Below are 21323 nucleotides of genomic sequence, written 5' to 3' on the forward strand. Positions count from 1 at the left end.
ATTTTATGAGAAAAGGTGACATTGAAAAATCTCTAAAGAGATTTTTAAAAAGAAAAGTCAGTTATTCTCTTTCGCTTTTGATAGCCTTCATGATAACAGGAGGAATATCTTTAGGTGCAGGAATAACAGCAGAGGAAATACAGGAAACTAAAAGCGATCTTTTAACTAGGATTCAAACAGAACGAGAAGAAATAAAAAGGAAAATAGCAGAAAATGAAAGGCTGATAAAAGAATATAATGCAGACTTTGTTGAACTTGTAAGAAAGGGAGATTTTTATTCAAAGCCTTTATTCAATAGTACACAAATATTTTTTACTTATCAGTATTTAGATAACGGAAAAATGAAGGACAGAACAGATAAGGAATTTTCTGAAACTATAGATGCAATCAACAAGCATTATGGAACAAAGAGCGGAAGAAGTCTTCTTAGATCAACTGGAAATATTGGAAAAGACAAAATAATGTCTGGAAATGGAGTAGCTGTTGATAACGAGGTATTTAGGGAAACAATAGAAGTGGGAGCAAATATTGTTCCTGTTGAACCAATGCTTCCTGAAATAAATAAAACAATCAACATAACAGTGGGAGTTCCAACGATTGGTGGGATACCAAGTCTGACAGCACCAACAATAACAGCACCAACAGCACCAGCAACAATTACTCTTCCAACAATTAGTGTAATAACACCAGGAGCAATAGCTTCAATAAATGTAACAGCTCCAAGTGTACCTACACCAACAGTACCAGGAGATAAGACAATTCTTAAGCCAACTGTAGCAATTCCAAATGCAGTAGATCCAACAATGGTAAGTGCTCCTGAAAAGCCAACAGCACCTGAGATTATTATTCCTGAGATACCTAATGTTGCTTTTAGCTCACGTTCAATAGGGAATGGAAATAAATATTATGTTGATAATGTTACAGGGGAAAATGGATTTATTGCTAATATAGCAGTATTAAATGGAGATTTCCTTGTTGATAGAGAAACTGGAAAGCCAAATGCTACAACTACATATGGTGGATTTGCTTATACATATAAAGATTATGTAGCTTATACATATTTAGGAGCAACATCAGGAGGATTAACAGTTGCAAATAATACAATAAACACAATGGCTGATGTTACAACAGATAAAAACTTTAAAAACAGTAATGGCGGAAGTTATTATAGTCAAGGAACAGGGGTACAGGCAGTAACTACAACATATGTAGGGTTATATAATAATGGAAACTTTATATATACTGGAAAAAATGAGGAGAGTACACTAAACTTAAGAGAATTTGTTCATATGGATAATCATGGAGCAGCCAATACTTTTCTTGCTATAAAAAATGCTTTACTAAAAGCAACAGATCAAAGTAATGCAACAATAGCACAATATGTAAGTGCAGCTAAAGCTGCTAATGTAATTAATGCATGGGATGATGCAGAAGCTGTATCAACTTCTGTTGGAGCGGGATATGCTGCTGGTCATGGAACTTCATATGTTGCAAAAGGGATGATGTGGCTCAATAGTGGAAAAATAGTATTAGAAGGTGGAAACTTATCTCTGACAAATCAATATAAACATGTAGCAACAGTAAGTACAACTTTTGCAATTAATACTGATGAGATAATAATTAGACCATATAATGATGGTGGTACAATATATGGTGCATATAATTCAGGATTTTTAGTTTCTAACGATAGTGCTAGTGTCAATCAACAAGTATTATATAATTCTGGAAGTATGAAAATATATACTAGAGATAGTGGAGCTTATACTATAAATAATGGACTTACAAGTACTTCAAATTATGGAAAAGTATTGAATACAGTGATTGTAAATAGAGGAATTATAGAAATGTCTGGAAAAGGATCATTAGGAGTGTATGCAAAAAATGCATATGCAGCAGATGGGACTCTATACATGGACTTTACAGATGGGGCAGGAATTAGAAAGCCTGTTGTTCTATATGGTGATGAAAGTATTGGTCTATATGTGACTAATTCTTTTGCTCCTTCTGGAAATAATATTTATGGAAATTTTCATGCAGATATAGGAGATACATCAGGAACTGCTAATAAAGTTCTAAATGTTGCAGCAGCAGATACAAATGGTGGTCAAGCTATTAGTAATTATTATGGAGATAATAGTAACACTGGTAAAATAGAAGGAACAGTAGGAATATTATCATATAAGAGTATAAATCTTGATTCACATGGAATTAAAATTTATTCTAATACAGAGAATTCTATTGGAGTTGTGCCTATAACAACTACAACAGGAACTTCTCCAACATTGACTTTAGGAACAGGTTCTGTAGAAGTGTTAGGTGGAGAAAGCAACATAGGTATGATAGCTATGGATATTTATAATAGCAGCAATGTTCTGCAAAATAAAGGTGGAAACATAGCTTCATCAAGTGCAGTAGTTTTAGATGGAGGAAAAAATAATGTTGGTGCTGTAGCTAAAAATGGATACAGTATTTCAATAAAAGATATAAAAGGAAATGGAAATACTTCTGTAAATGGAATAGGACTCTATGCTGATGGAACAGGAACTTCTATAACAACAACTGGAGGTATATCAAACCTTAAATTATCTGTAGATTCTCCAACAAGTTCTGACAGTATAAATGCACTAGGAGCCTTTGCTGCTAATGGTGCTACCATAACAGTTAATAAAGCTACTCTTAGTTCTACACCTGATATAAAAATTCAAGGAGCCGAAGTATCTGGTAGTGCTGGGTCATACAGAGGAATTGGATTGATGGTTGACGGCGGAACTATTAATGCTCAGTATACTAATATAAAAGTTACAGATGGTGCTGCTGGAGTAGCTTCTATAGGAACAAATGGAAATATTGACTTAAGTAATGGAAAAATAGAAGTAAACAATGGATATGCAGCATATACTGATGGAATTGGAAAAATTAATTTGACAAATACTGAAATAATTCTTGGAGGAACAGCTACAGCTTTTGATATTGATAAAGGAGGAGTATCTCCACTTACTCTTACAGGAACAAAAGTTCATGTAAAATCAAATGATGTAATAGTATTTAATATAAAGAATATGCCTGCAACTACTATAAGCACGCTGCAAGGGGATGTAACTTCTGGAGTCGCAGTTACAAGTGATGCAGGAATAACAGAATATTTAGAAGCTGCTTTAGAAAGAACTACAATAACTGTAGATCAGACAATGGAAAAATCATCTAAATCTGGAGCAGATTTCTACTATTTCAATAGAGTTGTTGCTCAAAATAGTATTTTGAATGTAAATAATTCTGTTACTGCAAACTTAGCTTCTGTATCAACAGGAAGTGCATTAGGGGCAGATGCATATAAAGGACAGGTTATTGGACTAGAAATGAACTCTAGTAAAAATGCAACTTCTAATGCAACTTCAAAAATTAATATAGCTTCATCAGCAACAGTAAAAGCAGGAAGAACAGATGCAGGAGCTGGAGCAGTAGGGGCATTTATTAACTATGGAGAAATTAACAATGATGGAACTATTGAAGTACAAAAAGTAAATATTTCTGTAAAAGGTGGAACAGGTATATTTGCAACAAATGGATCAAAAGTTGATAATAAGGCAACAGGAAAAATTGATGTTTATGGAGATGAAGCATTGGGTATCTATGCAACAGCATGGAGAAAAACTTCACTGGGAACTTTAGCAGGAGAGGAATTTGGATCAAGTGCTTTAAATCAAGGAGAAACTTCAGTAATAAATAGTGGAAATATAGTAACTAATGGGGAGAAATCAGTAGGTATATATCTTGAAAATAATAGTAGAGATGCTAGTTTAGCCATTGGAATGAATAGAGAAATATCAGCTGTCAATGCAGGAAATATAACTGTTGGAAAAGACTCAATAGGAATATATGCCAGTGGAACTGGAACAGGATATGAATCTGAAACAAAAATAGGAAATACAGGAACATTGAAAGTAGGAGAAAATTCTACAGGAATGTATGGAGAAAACGCAGTTACAATAACAAATATTGGAAACCTTGAATTAGGAAAAGGCGCTACTGGTATTGCTTTAAGTCCAGATTCAAAATTGGATTCATCAGCAGTTTTGGGAACAATAACAACAACAGGAGGAGTTAGTGACAGAGTTTTACTAGCAATTCATGGGGATACAAGTTCTCCAGCAGCAACTTCAATAGCAACTCCTGGAGGAATAATAGATACAGGTTCAATAAGCAATATGACTTCATTATATGTTCAGGGAGCAACAGGAGCTTCTACTGGTTCTAGTACTACATTGAAAATTGGAGCAAGTGGAGTAGGAGTATATGTAAACAGTGGAAGTGCAACTAATGCTGGAAAAATAGAGATGGCTTCTGGAAAAACAAATGCAGTAGGAATGTATACTAAAAAAGGAACAGTTACTAATACAGGAACTATTGAAGTGGGAGATTCTACTCAATTAGGAATGGTAGGAGTAAGTTCTGATGCCAATTTAGTAAATACAGGAATTATTGATTTAAAAGGAACAGGAGCAGCAGGAATAGTTGTTCAAAATGGCGCAACAATTACAGACAGTGGAGCTTCAAATTTAACTTTCAGTTCAACAAAATCTTTTGGTATAGCAGCAGATAATGCAAAGGTTGTACTAAATGGAGGAACTGTATCAATTGCCAACTCAGGAGAAAATATATATGTTTATGCTAAAAACAATTCAAATGTAACAATAAGTAATGCAACAACAATAAATGGAGCTGTTGTTGATCCTATAAAAAAATCTGTTGGAATTTATTTAGATGGAACTAATGTTTTAACTAATAATTCAACTTTAACAGCAACAAATGGAGCAATAGGAGTATATGCAAATGGAGCTAATTCTCTGACAAATGGAATATATATTTCTACTGGAGACAGTACAGTAGGTATTTATTTTACTAATGGAGGAACTTTAGCTAATACAGTTGTAAATTCTGGTTCATCAAGTGGAAATTCAGTTGGAGTATATGCTTCTGGAGGGCAGGTAAATGTAACTGGCGGACTTGCTTTAAATATAGGAACTGGTGGTAGTACAGGTACAGGAATGTATCTTGCTGATGGAGCTGGAGTAACTGGAGGAACAATCACTGTTACAAACAACTCATCAACTGCAAATATAGGGGTATACTACACAGGAGCAAATACAAAAACAGCAGCTCATGGAGCAGAAATTATTCTTGCTGGAACTAATCAGGAAGTAGGTATTTATGCTAATGGGGGAATAAAAGTAACTAACAGCAAAAATATAACTGATAATACAGCGACTGGTTCAGTAGGAGCTTTAGTAAGCGGTGGTTCAACATATACTGCAACAGGAAACTTTAACAGAACAACAGCTGGAGCAGCAGTTGGATATTATGCAGATAATGGAACAGCAGATAATAAAGGAACAATAAGTCTGACAGGAGCTGGTTCAACAGCAGCAGGAATGGTAGCAGAAGGAACAGCTTCAGCAACAGCTGTTGTAAAAAACAGCTTAACAATAACAGCTGATAATTCAGTTGGTATGGCTGTACTGAGCGGAACAGGAACAAGTACAGGAATAAATGCTGGAACTATAAATGCAACAACAGGAACTGGAGTATATGTAAAAGGTGCAAATACAGGATTTAATGGAGCTGGTGGAACAATAAATCTGACAGGTGCAGGAACTGGTATTGTACTTGATAATACAGGAGCTGGAAAAATAACAAATGCAGGAACTATAACTCTTGCAGCTAATTCAGTAGGGGTATATGGAGATAATGCTAAAATAGATTTCCCTGTTACTATTAATGGAACATCAGGAACTGGTATATATGCAGAAAATGGTTCAGTAGTATCTGGAACTGTAAATGCTGGAAATTCAAAAGATACAGTTGCAGTTTACCTTGCAGATAATACAGCAAGTGTAAATGGAGCAGTAATAACAGCAGGAGGAGTTACAAGTACATCATCTATCGGACTATATCTTGGTGGAACAGGACTTACTCACACAGTAGGAAATTCTACAATAAATGCTCCTACTTTAGGAACTATTGGTATCCTTACAGATAATGGAAATACAATAAACTATTCAGCAACTACAAATGTAGGAAATGGCGCAATAGGAATGTATTTAAAAGGAACAGGAACTCTTCTTAATGCCAATGCGGGAACTATAAATATAACAGGAACTGGAATAGGAGTATTGGTAGATACAGGAGCTACAGCTAATCTAGGAACATCAGGAACACTTACAGTAAACTTTAATGGCGGAGGAGGAATACTTTCATTTAACAATGGAGGTACAGTAAATCTTGGAGCTAATATAGTTATTGGAAGTGGAACAGGAACACTAGCAGCTACAAAAGATGGAAATCTTTCTAACTCAGGAACTATCACAATAGGAGATGGTTCAGCTGGACTTCTTGGAGTATACAGCGCTGGAGGACCATTTACTGTATCAAATACTGCAACAGGTGTTATAAATGTACAGGCAGGAGGACTTGGACTGGTAGCTACAGGAACAGGGGCTCTGGTAACTGTTAAAAATGATAATCTGATAAATGTAACAGGAAAAGATGCAGTAGGTATGTATGCTGATGTTGGAAATATTGATAATGCGCTGGGAACAATAAATGTAACTAATAATGGTATAGGAATGTATCTGGTAGGAGCAGGAAGTATTTTAGACTTTGGAACATTAAATGTAACAAAGGGTGTAGGATATGTAGTAAATGGAGCAACATTGGGAGCAGCAACTGGAACAGTGACTCTTCATGCAGGAGATAAAGATAATTACTCTATTGGAGGATATTATTTGAATACTTCAGGAACTATAAATCTTCCAGCAATAGCAGATGCAGACTATTCAATCAAGGCAGCTATCAGTGGTGGAGTAAATACAGTAACTGGAGCAATAACAACAACTGGCGGACAAAACAAAATAGGGATATTTGCTTCAGGTTCTGATACAGGACTGGGAACAGTAACTGTAGGAGGAAAAGGAAACATAGGAGTATATGGAAAAGACAGCAAATTAACTGTAAGCGGAATAACTGTAGCTGATTCAACTCTAACTAATACAGAGGATATACCTGTTGGAGTAGTGTTGAATGGTGGAAGCTATATTGGAAGTGGAAATGTTTCTGTAGGAAATAACGGAATAGGATTATATGCAACAGGTATTCAAAATAATATACAGCATAATGGAGGAACTCTTGGTGTAGGAAATTCATCACTTGGATTCTATGGTGAAGGAACAGGAACTAACAGCTTAACTGTAAATACTACAGGAATAACACTTGGAGATAACAATTCTATAGGAGTGTATGCTAAAAATATAAACTCATCTGTAACAGGTGATATGTATGTTGGAACAAATACAAGTATAGGAATAGTAAGTGAAGGAAATGGAAATGTAACATATTCAGGGGATCTGACAATAGAAGATAAAGGAACTGGAGTAAATGATACTGGTTCAGTAGGTATCTATAAACTAGATGGAACAGGAACTGTAAATGTATTAGCAGGTAACTGGAATGTAGGAAATAATGGATATGGAATTTTCTTGAAACAGGCAGCAGAACAATCAGCAACAATTAACAATAATGCTGATATGACTTTAGAAACAGCAGCTGTAGGAATATTCTCAAGTGGAAAAAATATAGTAAATAACATTGGAGATATAACTGTAGGAAAAACAGATGTAAATGGAGAGCATGATAAAACTGATAAGCATTTAAATTCTATAGGAATGTATCTAACAGGAGGAACTGTAGCAACAAGTTCTGGAACGATAACTGTAAACCATGATCATTCAGTAGGAGTATATGGAGAAGGAACAGAAACAAGATTCACAAATACAGGAACTATCAATGTAGATAATGGTGGAGTAGGAATTCTTGTAAGAAATGGTGCAGTAGCTGTAAATGCTGTAGGAGGTGACATTAATTTAGGAGGAACACTAGCATCATGCGGAGCTGTAACAATAGGTATGGCATCATATGGAGCAGGAGCTACTATCATTAATAATGGAACTATTACAGTAAATCAAGGGGCAGGAATGCTTGTTGGTACAGGAACAATATTTGAGAATAATGGAACTATTGTAGTAAACAATGGGGTGGGAATAGAAGGTATTGGAAGTACAATAAACGCTGGACATATAGTAGTAAATGGCGGATCAGCTATAGGAAATGGTGGATTAGCAACTGCTGAAATAGGATCTGTTACAATCACACCAGATGGAACTATTAAAATCAATGGAAACTATACTTCTATTGGAGGAACTCTTTCTACAGCAGGAAATATAATAGTAGATGGAGCATATGTAGATGTAACAACTGGAACACCTCTATTTAATGCAAACAGTGTAAGCGGAGAAGTAAAACTGCTTCCAAACTTTGCAGCAACAGGAAATGGAATTTCATATGAGATAGATGGTTTTGTAAATACAGCAATGGGAGCAATTACAGGAACTAAACTTACTCCTGTAACATCACCTCTGTTTATTGCAAAAGTAACAGATAAAGGAAGCCTTGTTATAGCTAAAAGACCATATGCAGATCTAGTAATAGGAGAGCAGTTTGATGCTTTACATAAAGGACTGGATAATATTCTTAAAAATAGTGGTGGAAGTGGAAGAGATGCTGAAATTCTGAAAGGGTTGAATGAATATCTGGAAGGGCTTCCAGCAGATCAATTTGAAAGAGAGACATCATTGAAATTAGCTGAAACAAGAGGAGATATCTATGCAACTATTCAGGGAAGAATGCAGGATATCAACAGAGCATTTGACAACTCTTTCTATGAACTTGAATCTTCATACAATCTGACAAAGGACAGCAGTAAATACAGTGTTATCTATACTGATGGAAACTACAAAGATTCTACATTGGGAATAGATGACTATGATTACAAAGTAATGGGACTTCTGTATATGAAGGAAAAAGAAGGAACAGAGTATGGAAGTAAATATGGATATACAATAGGATTTGCAGGATCTAAGTTTGACTTTGATGATGGTGGATCAAAAGAGGATGTATACTCATTGAGAGTAGGAGCACATAGAGTTAAAAATCTAAGTGAGGAACATAAAGTATCATGGCTGTCAAGAATAGAACTTGGATACAACAGACATATTGCTAAGAGAAAACTTAACCTTCAAGAAACATTTGAAAATAAGGGAGAGTACAATACTTACTCTGTAGCACTTGACAACAGACTTACAAAAGTTATCTATACAGATCTTTCTAGACAGTTGGATGTATATGCTGATTTAGATTTAGAGTATGGAAAAATAGATGACTTTAAAGAAAGCGCTGGAAGCAAAGGCGGACTTGAAGTGCAGATTAAAGACAATGATTATCTGAGCGCACAGGCAGGAGCTGGAGTGAAGGCATCTCAAAGAATCTATGCAGGAAATGATATCTCGGTAAAAGTAACAGCAGATGTAAAATATGCATATGAATTTGGAGACAACTATGATGGAAACAAAGCAAAACTTAAAAATGGAGAGGAAGGATATTACAGCCTAATTACTCCAGAAGAAAGAGAAGGAAAACTAACAGGAAAAATTGGACTTACAGTAGAAAAAGCGAACCACATGGGAGTAACATTCGAAGTGGAAGCAGCAGATGAAGGACACAAAAAAGATTCATCAATTAAATATGGTGTAAGATTCAATTACAAATTCTAATTAAAGCAATAATTAAAACATTAGACTGCTCTTATTTAAGAGCAGTCTTAACCATACTAAAGGAGGGTTATGTTAGAAAGAAGAAAAAGAGGCCGCCCTTTAGGCAGTGGAGTGAAAAATTACTGTGCTCTTGGGTGCCGTTTTACTGAAAGAGAATATTCATTGATTCAGGAAAATTTAAAAAAACTGAAAGAAGAATATGGATCAAATAATAAGATAATTTTAAATCTTTTCAAAAGATATGGAAAAACTTTAGAAGAGAAGAACGATAAAAATAAGATAAAACTATAACAACTTGGAGGAAAATACTAATGATAAAATTGACAAAAAAAGAATTGGAAGTTCTAGGAGAAAATAAAGATGCAATAGCTCAGCTTTTAGTAAGAAAAGCTATTCTTGCAGAAATGGAAAAGAAAGAATATACAGAAGAGGAAAAAAGATATCTTGAAGAAATGAAGCTTAATATGGAAATTGAATTTTATCTTAATTCAATAGCACAGAAAACAGTTCAAATTTATGATTATGAACTTTTAGAAGTGTATAAAAACAATACTGAAGCATTAAAGGATAAAAATACCATAGAAGTATATCCACAACTACAACAGGCTTTGTTTAATCAAAAACTTGGAGAAGAAAAAGTAAAAGTTATAAATGAATTAGTAGAAAAATACAAAATAAATGATGTACTAAAAGAATATGTAAAGATAGAAGAACCTATTGAAAAAACAGAAGAAGAAAATAAATAAGGGGGATAAGATGAAAAAAATATTGATAGGATGTATTTTAGCAGTATCAGCAGTATCGTATTCAGCAACAGATGTAATGTCAACATTGGAGCAACTTGAACTTAATCTTCAACAGTTAGAGGCTGAAGAAAGAGCCATGTATAATCAAAGAAAAGCAGAGGCTGAAGAAGCAGAAAGAACTTTGGCAGCTCAAAGAAAGATGTATGAAGAAATATCAGAAAAAGAAAAAAGAATATCAAGTGTAAAAGATAATAAATTTTATAAAGCCCAATATCAAGAATTAGGAAAAAAATATGCTGAGGCTAAAAAAGAACTGGAAACAGATATGAGAAAGCAGGAAGAAATAATAAGTATATTTGAAGCAATAAAATAAAAAATAGAAATAAATAGTAAATTAAAAAGCTGTAAATTCATTACAGCTTTTTATATTTGATAATAGAGTAATCAAGAATATTTTAATTTAGAAATATTTTCTAAAAGAACAGACAGCCTTTTATGATTTAATTCTATTCCTACAAAATTTTTATTGTTGAGATAGGAATTAAAGCCAACAAGACCCCGCCCCATACACATATCGCCTATACATTCATATTGAATATTTTTACAGATAAATTCTATTATTTTTTCTTCATCCATACCATCTAATTTTAAATTGAGTCTTTTTTCACTTCCTTGGACAATATAACAGAAATTTTTATCATTATTATAATATGTACTATTATAAAAAGTCACATGTTTATATAATTTTTTCATTTCTTTTATAAAGTCAGCAAGATATTCTTTGCCAATTTCTAAAAAACAAAGTTTTGCTTCTATTTCACCAATTCTTTTAAAAAGTATTTCATAAAATTCTTCGTAACTCTGTACTTTGGGCATCAGCCTAGCTTTCATATAGAAGGTGTTAAGATTTCTTAAATTCCAAGGAGGATCAATAAATAATATATCTGCCTTTTTCATAAAATCAGGAAGCTCCTCAGTAAGATCATGCACCATAATAATATTTTCATCTATAGTATATGGAACCGCAGGTTTTATTGGATAACTTACATAAGATCCACCATATTCCCATTTTTCATTCATCATTAACCTCCTGCATTTCCCAGCTTTTTGAATAAGCTTTATTTTTGAAAATTTCTGCAATACCCGTTATTTGTTTCAATCTAAAAACTTCTTCCTCTTCCATACCTAAAGACAGAGCTATTTTTTCATCTTCAAGACCTTTTTCATATAATTCTCTTACTAATTCACCCATAAGTTCAACTTGATGAACTCCTCTAGCCCTATTGAATTGTACTGTTGCAGCCATTCTTTTTTCTATATCATGTTCTAATACAATTATTGGAATTTCTTTGGCTTTAAAGTATTTTTTAAAAATTTCATATCGATGAAATCCATCAACTATCGTATATTTATCACGAGTTTTATCATATATAGTAACCACAGCAAAGCAGAATCCATTGTCCAAAATAGACCTTTCTAATAATTCCATATTATTAACTGCAACCTTATTAGGATTGTATTTATTTGGTTCAACTTTACTTATAGGCACTATAATAGGAGTCATAACTGGAAGTGTTATATTTCCTTTTTTTGTTTTTATATATCTCATAGTATTGCTCTCCATTTTTTAAGTTTTTCTAACCGAGGATCTTTTCTATTATCCACAGGTAAATTATTTTCATAGTCATTTAGTATGAGCTGTTTACATTGCTGTCTTGCAACATATTCATTTTCAAGATGTTTTTGAAATCTTTTTTGAAATATTCGTTTTGTAGTTTTATTAGGATATGTTTTTAATAAAAAATCTCGGTACTCTCTCCATGAATCATAATTTTTAGGGAGCTTTGTACATCTCAACATTTTACTGTCTTTTCCATAAAGATTACCAATGCTTATTCCTGCTATCCTTTTAAGGAGTCTGTCATAAGTTTTAGGCTCAAATTCAGGAAGATCAACTAATGCCTTGAAACTTTTTTCATGGATTAATGAAGATACTCTAATTTCTCTTAATCCTGTTCCCTTTTTATATTGGTAATCATATATTTTAGAATATTTTAATTTTTCATCATAAATGTATTTCCAGACATCGTGAAAATTCCAGTCATATATTGGGTAAAAAGAAAAGTTTTCATATTTTAATTTTGTTCCCCAATAAATAAAAGTTCCGTTTATATTTACAGGGTTTTTTACTACAGCTCCCCATCTGTTAGGACTTTCAGTTGCTCTTAAACCAACTAAAAAAACAGTGTCCTTTTTTAATCTTTGAAAATTTTCTATTGCATCATAAAATCCAAACCCTTTATTCTTATCTCTTATAGTTTCAGTTTCTATATCCCATGGTTTATTTTGAATAGAATTTTTTTCTTTAGGCCTCATCCATAAATGAGATTTATTTTTTTCCCAGCATTTGAGCTGACCTTCTGTAATACTTGTTGCATTAGTAAGATTAAATTCTACTTGAAGCCAGTAATTTATAGTATTCTCTGGAAAAAGATTCATTAAATATTTTATTTGTTTAACTGTACTGCTATATACAACTTCTTCATCTAGAAAAAATAATCCTACTTTTCTATTTCTTTTGACTGCTTCTTTTAAAGTGAGATAAGCAAGGACAGTACTATCTTTTCCACCTGAAATAGCAACACAAATATTTTTAAAATTATCAAAAAGAAAGCTTATTCTATCTCTTGAAGCTTCAAGAACATTTTTATTGGTATACATCTGCTTTATCATAGATTATTTCACATTTTTCCTTCCATTCTGTATAACTTTTTGCATAAAATTTGTCAACTGGCAGACTTGTTGATAGAAATTCAAATTCCTTTATATTTTTCATAGTTTTTAAAAAATCATTAAAATTTAATCTTCTATAATGGAAATCCACCACAAGTACTTCTGATTTTTCTGATATAAGATTTATATTGTTGTAAGAAACAGTATTTTTAAGTCTAAACCTATTGTTTCTTGCAACAGCAATTTTTTCTTTTATATGTTCTTTTTTAAAATCTCCTGTTAAAAGATGTAAATTTCTTGGAAGTGTATCAGGATCCTGATTTCCAAGGAGTTTGAATAAAAGATTTTTTTCTCTTTCATATCTTTCTCTCATATATTTTGTCGTTCGTATAGTACATACTTTCATAGGAATTGTTCTTTTAATCATTTTTATATCTTCAACATTTAGATAATTAAAATCAAATCCTTTTCCTCTATATTTTCCTTTATTTTCAAAATTTAAAAGTATCATAAAGTCATCATAATTTTCTATTATAGGGAAATATTCAAAGATTATTCTATGAGAGGTTTGATTTAAATAATGGTGGGCACAGTTATATATTAATTTATTTCTATTGCTGGTTCTCATACATTCATCCATTATAATTAAAGAGTTTTCATTTATTTCCTCTAATAATCTATAGAAATATTTATACTTTTCAATATTTGAATATTCAATATATTCTATATTTTCAGTTCCAATATTATAATTTATATGGAATTTTTTAAAAAAGAAACAATAAATTTTATTAATGCAATTATTATTGATATACTTTATTATTTCTTGTTCTTTTTGTTCCTTATTTAATCCAATTCTAATCATTTGTCTTGTACCTCCTGAATAACAGTTGTGTATTTTATATTTTTGACTTTATTATATTGAATAATAAGAAAATCAAACTAATTATTTTTTCATTTTACGTTTCTTTAGAAAGTTATTGAACTATACAATTGAAATTTTAACATTTTTTTATGATTTTATATACCTAAAAAAATGCAGGGTATAATTTCTAGGATGATAAACTATCTTAAACACGTTTGATTTAGTTTGTATATATTTTTTAAAACACTCTAATTTCTTAAATATATGTAATTTGTTGATGAACAAAAAAGTGAAGGAATATATATGGAATATTAAAAGTAAAAAAAGTTATAAATTAACTTTCAAATATATAGAAATTTTAATAATAATATCTAATTAAATATTATTAGGATAGACTTTGTTTTTTTAAAATAATAATTTTTATGTGAAAAAATAATTTTAATATTTGTAACAAAATTGTCACAAATATCTAGTATCATTAAAGTATATAAATCTTTCCCCAAGATGTTTTATATATAGATATGAAAAAACGGCATGACAATCAAGTCACTTGCCGTTTTTTTCATTTTACAGTAATTTATTCGACAATGCAGCTGTATTTGTGGTATATTAAACATATAGAGAATATAATTTTATAAAAATATTTAAAAATATATCAGATATTGGAGGGATAATCATGAAATATGCAGAAGAGGGAGTTCAATATCATATAGGAATAAAAAAAGGTGATGTAGGAAGATATGTAATACTTCCTGGAGATCCAAAACGTTGTGAAAAAATAGCAAAATATTTTGAAGATGCAAAACTTGTGGCAGATAATAGAGAATACATCACATACACCGGATATCTTGATGGTGTGAAAGTCAGTGTTACTTCTACAGGAATAGGAGGGCCATCAGCAGCTATAGCCTTGGAGGAGCTTGTAAAATCAGGAGCAGATACATTTTTACGTGTGGGAACATGTGGAGGGATGCAGACTGAAATTATGGGAGGAGATATAGTGATTGCTACTGGAGCTATCAGAATGGAAGGAACCAGCAGAGAATATGCTCCAATTGAATTTCCAGCAGTGGCAGATATAGATATAGTAAATGCTCTTATACAGGGAGCAAAGGATTTAGGAGAAAAATATCATACTGGAATAGTTCAATGCAAAGATTCGTTTTATGGACAGCACGAACCTGAAACAAAGCCAGTAAGTTATGAATTGATGAATAAATGGGAAGCATGGATACGTCTAGGATGTAAAGCTTCAGAAATGGAATCAGCAGCACTTTTTGTAGTGGGAGATTATTTAAGAGTTCGGGTAGGATCAGCATTTTTAGTAGTAGCTAATCAAGAAAGAGAAAAAGCAGGACTTGAAAATCCAGTTGTCCATGATACAGATGCAGCCATAAGAGTAGCCATTGAAGCTATACGTAACCTTATAAAAACAGATATGCCAGAATAAAGGAGGCAGGCTATGGAAAAATACAGAGATATACTGGAAAGAGCTTTTTCAGCTATGGACAATGCCTATGCACCATATTCTAATTATCATGTAGGGGCCTGTGTAAAAACAAAAGATGGAAAATATTTTATAGGTGCCAATGTGGAGAATGCTTCCTATGGGCTGACTAACTGTGCAGAGAGAAATGCTATCTTTCAAGTATATTCACAGGGATATAGAAAAGAGGATGTAGAAGCTATTGCCATTGTGAGCAGCGGGAAAACCCTTGCAACGCCATGCGGAGCCTGTAGACAGGTACTGGTAGAGCTTTTAAATAGAGATACTCCTATTGTATTATCTAATAGAGAAAGAGAAATGGTAACAAATATAGAGGAACTTTTACCAATGTCATTCACAAGTGATGACTTATAAGGAGGAGAATTATGTCTACACCACACAATCAAGCAAAACCTGGAGATATTGCAAAAAATGTATTGATGCCTGGAGATCCATTGAGAGCTAAATTTATAGCAGAGACATTTTTAACAAATGTAAGGCAGGTAAACTCTGTGAGAAATATGCTTGCTTTCACTGGGGAGTACAAAGGAAAAGAAATAACAGTTATGGCTTCTGGAATGGGAATGCCATCTATTGGAATATATTCATATGAATTATATACAGTTTATGGAGTGGAGAATATAATTCGTGTAGGATCAGCAGGATCTTATGTAGAAAAATTGAATATATATGATGTAGTGCTTGCAGACAGTGCATGGAGTGAATCGACTTTTGCACATACACAAAATGGATTTGAAGGAGATACAATTCTTCCAAGTGCTCAATTAAATAAAAAAATATTGGAAACAGCAGAAAGATTAGGTGTAAAAGTACATCTGGACAAAATACATTCAAGTGATGTCTTTTATAGAGAAAGTAATGTAGACGGATACAAGGAGCTCTATGCTAAACACGGGTGTACTTGTGTAGAGATGGAAAGTTTTGCACTTTTCCATAATGCAGCAGTTTTAGGAAAAAATGCTGCATGTCTTCTGACTATATCAGATTCTTTTGTAACTAAACAGGAGACTACATCAGAAGAGAGACAATCATCTTTTGTAAATATGATGAAAGTGGCTCTTGAAACTTTCTGTTGATTCAACGGAGGTAATACTTATGAGAAAATATAAGAGAATATTTACCATAGTTATAGATTCTTTAGGAATAGGAGCTATGGAAGATGCTGGAAAATATGGAGATACAGGAGCAGATACATTAGGACACATAGCTGATTCGGTGGAAAAGTTTAACATACCAAATCTTCAAAAATTAGGACTTGCTAATCTTCATCCAATGAAAAATGTGAAAGCAACAGAAAAACCTCTTGCCTATTATGGAGAACTTAAAGAGACAAGTGTAGGAAAAGATACTATGACAGGGCATTGGGAAATGATGGGGCTGGAGATAAAAACTCCTTTTAAAACATTTACAGAAACAGGATTTCCAAAAGAATTGATAGATGAGCTGGAGAAAAGATTTGGGCGTAAAATAGTAGGAAACAAATCAGCCAGCGGAACAGAAATACTGGAAGAATATGGAGAACATGAGATAGCTACAGGAGATGTTATTGTATATACAAGTGCTGACTCTGTGCTTCAGATATGCGGCAATGAAGAAACTATGGGACTTGAGACTCTATACAAATTTTGTGAAATAGCAAGAGAACTTACTATGAGAGATGAATGGAAAGTAGGAAGAGTAATAGCCAGACCATATATAGGAATGAAAAAAGGTGAATTTAAACGTACAAGCAATCGTCATGACTATGCTCTGAAACCATATGGGAAAACTGCTTTAGATGTGTTGAAAGCAGGAGGATTTGATGTGATATCTGTTGGAAAAATCAGAGATATCTTTGATGGAGAAGGAATAACAGAATCATATAAATCAAAGAGTTCTGTACATGGGATGGAGCAGACTCTGGAACTTTTAGATAAAGATTTTACTGGATTATGCTTTGTAAATCTAGTTGATTTTGATGCTCTGTGGGGGCACAGGAGAAATCCAAAGGGATATGCAGAGGAATTGGAAAAATTTGATGTAAATTTAGGAAAAGTTTTGGAAAAACTTCAAGAAGATGATCTTTTAATAATAACTGCTGATCATGGAAATGATCCTACATTCAAAGGAACGGATCATACTAGAGAAAAAGTTCCATTTATAGCATACTCACCATCTATGAAAAAAGCAGGAGCTTTGCCGCCAGCAGATACTTTTGCTGTGATAGGAGCTACTATTGCTGATAACTTTGATATAGTGATGCCTGAAAATACAATAGGAAGATCTGTACTTGAAGAATTAAAATAATCATAGGAGAAAAAATGGACAGAAAAGATATATTGAAAATAGTTGATCATACACTTTTGGCTCAAACATCTACATGGGAGCAGATAAAAGAGATACTTGATGATGGAATAAAATATGAAACAGCTTCAGCATGTATACCTTCATCATTTGTAAAAAGAGCTAAAGACTATGTAAAGGGAGCTCTTCCTATATGTACTGTGATAGGGTTTCCAAATGGATACAGTACAACAGCTGTAAAAGTATTTGAAACAGAGGAAGCGGTAAAAAATGGTGCTGATGAAATAGATATGGTAATCAATATTGGAGACTTGAAAGATAAAAAATATGACATTATTTTAAATGAGATAAAAGATATCCACAAAGCTTGTAAAGGTAAAATATTAAAGGTAATTATTGAAACATGTCTTCTTACTGAAGAGGAAAAAATAAAAATGTGTGAGATAGTTAGTGAATCAGGAGCTGAATATATCAAGACTTCTACAGGTTTTTCTACTTCTGGAGCTACAGTGGAAGATGTTTCTCTTATGAAAAAATATGTAGGAAAGAATATAAAAATAAAGGCAGCTGGGGGGATAAGTTCTTTTGAAGATGCTGAAAAATTTATAGAAGCTGGAGCAAATAGACTTGGAACAAGCAGACTGGTAAAAATAATGAAAGCTTAATAATAAAAACAGAGGTAACTAAAAATTAATAGTCACCTCTGTTTTTTTAAAATCTGAATTTATATCCTATTGATATCATATTATCAGAAATTTTTGATCTTTCTACTGAGATATCATAAGAAGCATTTATTGATGTTTGTTCGCTTATTTTTACTTCTGCTCCTAGATTTATCCATGTAGTATTTTTACTGAGTTTTATTCCAGTTATATTATATTCATTGCCGCTTGTATCTCCTACATATCTGGCTTTGAAATCAAGTTTGTCTTCTGAAAGAGAAACTACCTGAGTAACGCCTCCATAGACTTTTACTTTATCGAGTTTAACTTCTCCTCTTATTCCAGCTACCCCAGAAAATTGTTCATAATTTTTTCTGTCAGCTTCAATACCATATATACTGCTGGAATCTTCTTTGAAGCTTCCTCTTCTTACATGATCATACATTAGGCCAGCAAAAGGATTTATTTTTATTTTTTCACTTACAGAAAATTTATATCCTAATTCTCCATAAAGAGAGTAAGTAACACTATTGTGATCTGTTTTTAAATGAAGTCTGTCATTATTTATCCAAATATCTCTTTCAATATCACTTTCTGTATAGCCTATTCCAGCTCTTCCTAAAGTATAAAGGCCTTTTTTATTAAATTCATATAACCCATATCCAGATAACATAACATTTGTATTTTCAGCTTTACCAGCATATTTATCAAAATCAGCTTCAGCTTTTGAAGCAGAAACAACAGCTCCCAATAGAAGTTTTTCAGTGAAATATTTATCTATTCCTACCTGTCCTCCATATAATTTAGTATCTGCTTCAGCATAGCCACTCTGATAAAGTTTTCCCTTTGCTCCTATTCCATTAAACCATATTCCAGCCATATTTTTATTTTCATCATTAGAAATCAGAACCATTCTATTAGAAAGATCTCTGTTCATTTCTTTCATCTGTTTGAATATAAGGTTCTGTGAAGAAGCGTATATTTCAGCTGATAACGAATCTATAGTTCTTGGAAGCAGAGCATTAGGAGTAGCTAATATTCCAGAAGCTGCTCTTAAAAGAGGATTATCATTTCCAAGGGTATTAAAAGAATTTTCTAAATTCATAGCTGTATTCATAGCAGAAGCAGACTTTATACCAAGAGCTTTTACTACATATTCAGTGGAATTTCTTTTATAGTCTAAATGTATTTTCTGACCTGTAACAGTTATATTCTTAAGGTCGAAATAACTGTTTAAAGTACTGGTATCAATATCATTAACTGTTGTATTTTGAATTGCTCCAGCTATAATTATATCTTTTGCAGTATATGTTGCAGAGGATGGAATATTTTTACTTCCATAAGTAACATTTATTTTACCATTTCTATTATCAAATGTTCCTGTAATTTCTAAAGCAGATGTTATATCAATACTTACAGAACTGGAGTTATCTCCAGTATAATTCCCATTTATTTTTAATCCTCCCATAGATACACTTAACCCTTCTGAAGAGGAAGAGGTATTTCTTATATTTCCATTTATAGTAACAACTCTTTCAGCAGTTCCAACAGGAGAAATTAAACCAGTTGCTCTTAGAGTACCAGCATTTTCAATCAGTACATCTGAATTCAGATGATTTGTAACAGTAAGAACTCCATTTTGTATAGTAGTTTGCCCAGAATATGTGTTATATCCTGTAAACCATAATGTTCCAGTTCCTTTTTTTATTACACCAGCATTTCCAGATATGTCATTTGAAAAAGTATAATTTTCAATATCACTGACAGAGGTAGGATACCCTTCCATATCAATTATTACATTATTTGTACGATATCCCTGTTCATCAAAAGTAAGTCTTGTATCAAAAACCGCAGGACCTTTCATTGCTTTTTCCAGATTCAGCAGACCCCATCCATAGACAGCATCTACTCCAGGATCACCAAGATCAACTGCTGTTGTCAGAAGAGACTGCTTAATAAGATCTCTGGACATCCATGGATATTTTAACTGAATGGCACCAGCAGCACCAGCAATCACAGGAGCAGCAAAAGAAGTTCCATATGCAGTAGTAGTATAAACAGCAGCACCAGTTATTTTGTCAACTGTTACAACATAGTTAGCAGCTATAGTCCAGTTTTTAGCATCACCTGCTCTATTGGATTCAGCGTCTATCAATCTTGTTTTTGGATCTATTCCTACAACAGATATCCAGCCTTTTTCAGCTCTAGGGTAAAGCTTAGGAAAGAGAGCTTCAGCAGCAGGATTACTTTTACCGTTATTTCCAGCAGCAAAAATGAATAAACTGTCAGTAGCAGACCTAGTTACATAAAAATTAACTAGAGAGCTTGAAGCAGGATATTTTTCGAAAGTTAAATCATTAGTGGGGCTTCCAAAAGATTGACTAAATATTCTTACTCCTGCCTGATACATTTTTTGGTACATGCTTCCCTGTACTTTTATTTGATCACTATATGCCAGAAAAGATGGAATGGCATAAATTTTTACTCCATTAGTTACACCAATTGTATTTCCTCCTATAAGGAGAGAAACTAATTCACCATGTGTGTATGAGTTGGCTTCTGCTTTTTCTGGATCAGTTGGAAAGCTGTTATCAATAAATATTCTATATTTTCCTGAAGGGTCTTTAAATTCATCAAGATATGCAAAAGAAGAGTCGATAACTCCTATAATAGTATCTGATTGTTTAAAATCCATAGTTATATTTTGAGATGGTGGAGTAATATTGTTAGTGTTGTTTCCAGATGAACTTCCACCACCACCGCCCCCTCCTCCACAGCTGCTTAAAAATACACATAGAGAAAGAAGAGAAAGTGTTTTCCAGTATTTGTTATGTATGTCCATTATTTCCCCCTTTGTTAGGTAATTAT

General features: G+C 32.8%; 14 protein-coding genes. 9 read left to right on the top strand and 5 right to left on the bottom strand.

Annotation, left to right across the window (positions count from 1 at the left end):
- The first annotated feature begins 5 nt into the window (after nucleotides 1-5).
- The 4 genes from C4N20_RS07515 (at nucleotide 6) to C4N20_RS07530 (ending at nucleotide 10781) form a co-directional block, all read left to right on the top strand.
- Complete coding sequence (locus C4N20_RS07515) at nucleotides 6-9662, top strand: autotransporter-associated N-terminal domain-containing protein (protein ID WP_106878562.1); 9657 nt, start codon at nucleotides 6-8, stop codon at nucleotides 9660-9662.
- Nucleotides 9663-9731: 69 nt separating this feature from the next.
- The gene (locus tag C4N20_RS07520) at nucleotides 9732-9953 is read left to right on the top strand and encodes a hypothetical protein (protein WP_005978661.1); all 222 of its coding nucleotides are present in this window, start codon (nucleotides 9732-9734) and stop codon (nucleotides 9951-9953) included.
- 20 nt (nucleotides 9954-9973) lie between these two features.
- A complete protein-coding gene (locus C4N20_RS07525) occupies nucleotides 9974-10408 on the top strand; it encodes a hypothetical protein (RefSeq protein ID WP_106878563.1) in 435 nt (144 codons plus the stop codon).
- A gap of 10 nt (nucleotides 10409-10418) precedes the next feature.
- Nucleotides 10419-10781: an adhesion protein FadA gene (locus tag C4N20_RS07530; RefSeq protein WP_005978665.1), complete on the top strand. Its 363-nt coding sequence runs from the start codon at nucleotides 10419-10421 to the stop codon at nucleotides 10779-10781.
- Between the two features lie 71 nt (nucleotides 10782-10852).
- On the opposite strand, the gene C4N20_RS07535 is transcribed toward C4N20_RS07530, so the two are convergent.
- The 4 genes from C4N20_RS07535 to C4N20_RS07550 are packed head-to-tail and all read right to left on the bottom strand — an operon-like array spanning nucleotide 10853 to nucleotide 14003.
- Nucleotides 10853-11488 carry a hypothetical protein gene (locus C4N20_RS07535; RefSeq protein WP_005978666.1) on the bottom strand — a complete coding sequence of 212 codons (636 nt, stop codon included), beginning with the start codon at nucleotides 11486-11488 and terminating at the stop codon, nucleotides 10853-10855.
- The gene (locus C4N20_RS07540) at nucleotides 11481-12017 is read right to left on the bottom strand and encodes an IbrB-like domain-containing protein (protein WP_005978668.1); all 537 of its coding nucleotides are present in this window, start codon (nucleotides 12015-12017) and stop codon (nucleotides 11481-11483) included. Before C4N20_RS07540 ends, C4N20_RS07535 begins: the two co-directional genes overlap by 8 nt.
- Nucleotides 12014-13141, bottom strand: coding sequence for a phosphoadenosine phosphosulfate reductase domain-containing protein (locus C4N20_RS07545; RefSeq protein ID WP_227372427.1), 1128 nt, complete (start codon nucleotides 13139-13141; stop codon nucleotides 12014-12016). Before C4N20_RS07545 ends, C4N20_RS07540 begins: the two co-directional genes overlap by 4 nt.
- The gene (locus C4N20_RS07550) at nucleotides 13116-14003 is read right to left on the bottom strand and encodes a P-loop NTPase family protein (RefSeq protein ID WP_005978672.1); all 888 of its coding nucleotides are present in this window, start codon (nucleotides 14001-14003) and stop codon (nucleotides 13116-13118) included. The genes C4N20_RS07545 and C4N20_RS07550 overlap by 26 nt, the downstream gene beginning before the upstream one ends.
- 676 nt (nucleotides 14004-14679) lie before the next feature.
- On the opposite strand from C4N20_RS07550, the gene udp reads away from it, so the two are divergent.
- Genes udp through deoC form a run of 5 tightly spaced genes read left to right on the top strand, consistent with a single transcriptional unit; the run spans nucleotide 14680 to nucleotide 18458 of the window.
- The gene (udp, locus tag C4N20_RS07555; protein ID WP_005978674.1) at nucleotides 14680-15453 is read left to right on the top strand and encodes a uridine phosphorylase; all 774 of its coding nucleotides are present in this window, start codon (nucleotides 14680-14682) and stop codon (nucleotides 15451-15453) included.
- Between the two features lie 12 nt (nucleotides 15454-15465).
- Nucleotides 15466-15864, top strand: coding sequence for a cytidine deaminase (gene cdd / locus C4N20_RS07560; RefSeq protein WP_005978676.1), 399 nt, complete (start codon nucleotides 15466-15468; stop codon nucleotides 15862-15864).
- Between the two features lie 11 nt (nucleotides 15865-15875).
- Nucleotides 15876-16586, top strand: coding sequence for a purine-nucleoside phosphorylase (gene deoD, locus C4N20_RS07565; RefSeq protein WP_005978678.1), 711 nt, complete (start codon nucleotides 15876-15878; stop codon nucleotides 16584-16586).
- 19 nt (nucleotides 16587-16605) lie between these two features.
- The gene (locus tag C4N20_RS07570; protein ID WP_005978680.1) at nucleotides 16606-17796 is read left to right on the top strand and encodes a phosphopentomutase; all 1191 of its coding nucleotides are present in this window, start codon (nucleotides 16606-16608) and stop codon (nucleotides 17794-17796) included.
- A gap of 14 nt (nucleotides 17797-17810) precedes the next feature.
- Nucleotides 17811-18458 (top strand): deoxyribose-phosphate aldolase, encoded by a 648-nt coding sequence (gene deoC / locus C4N20_RS07575; RefSeq protein ID WP_005978682.1) that lies wholly within the window; start codon nucleotides 17811-17813, stop codon nucleotides 18456-18458.
- A gap of 46 nt (nucleotides 18459-18504) precedes the next feature.
- On the opposite strand, the gene C4N20_RS07580 is transcribed toward deoC, so the two are convergent.
- A complete protein-coding gene (locus C4N20_RS07580) occupies nucleotides 18505-21297 on the bottom strand; it encodes an autotransporter domain-containing protein (protein ID WP_005978684.1) in 2793 nt (930 codons plus the stop codon).
- Nucleotides 21298-21323: the final 26 nt, after the last annotated feature.

The sequence above is a fragment of the Fusobacterium ulcerans genome (genome assembly GCF_003019675.1).
GTDB classification, from domain to species: Bacteria; Fusobacteriota; Fusobacteriia; order Fusobacteriales; family Fusobacteriaceae; genus Fusobacterium_A; species Fusobacterium_A ulcerans.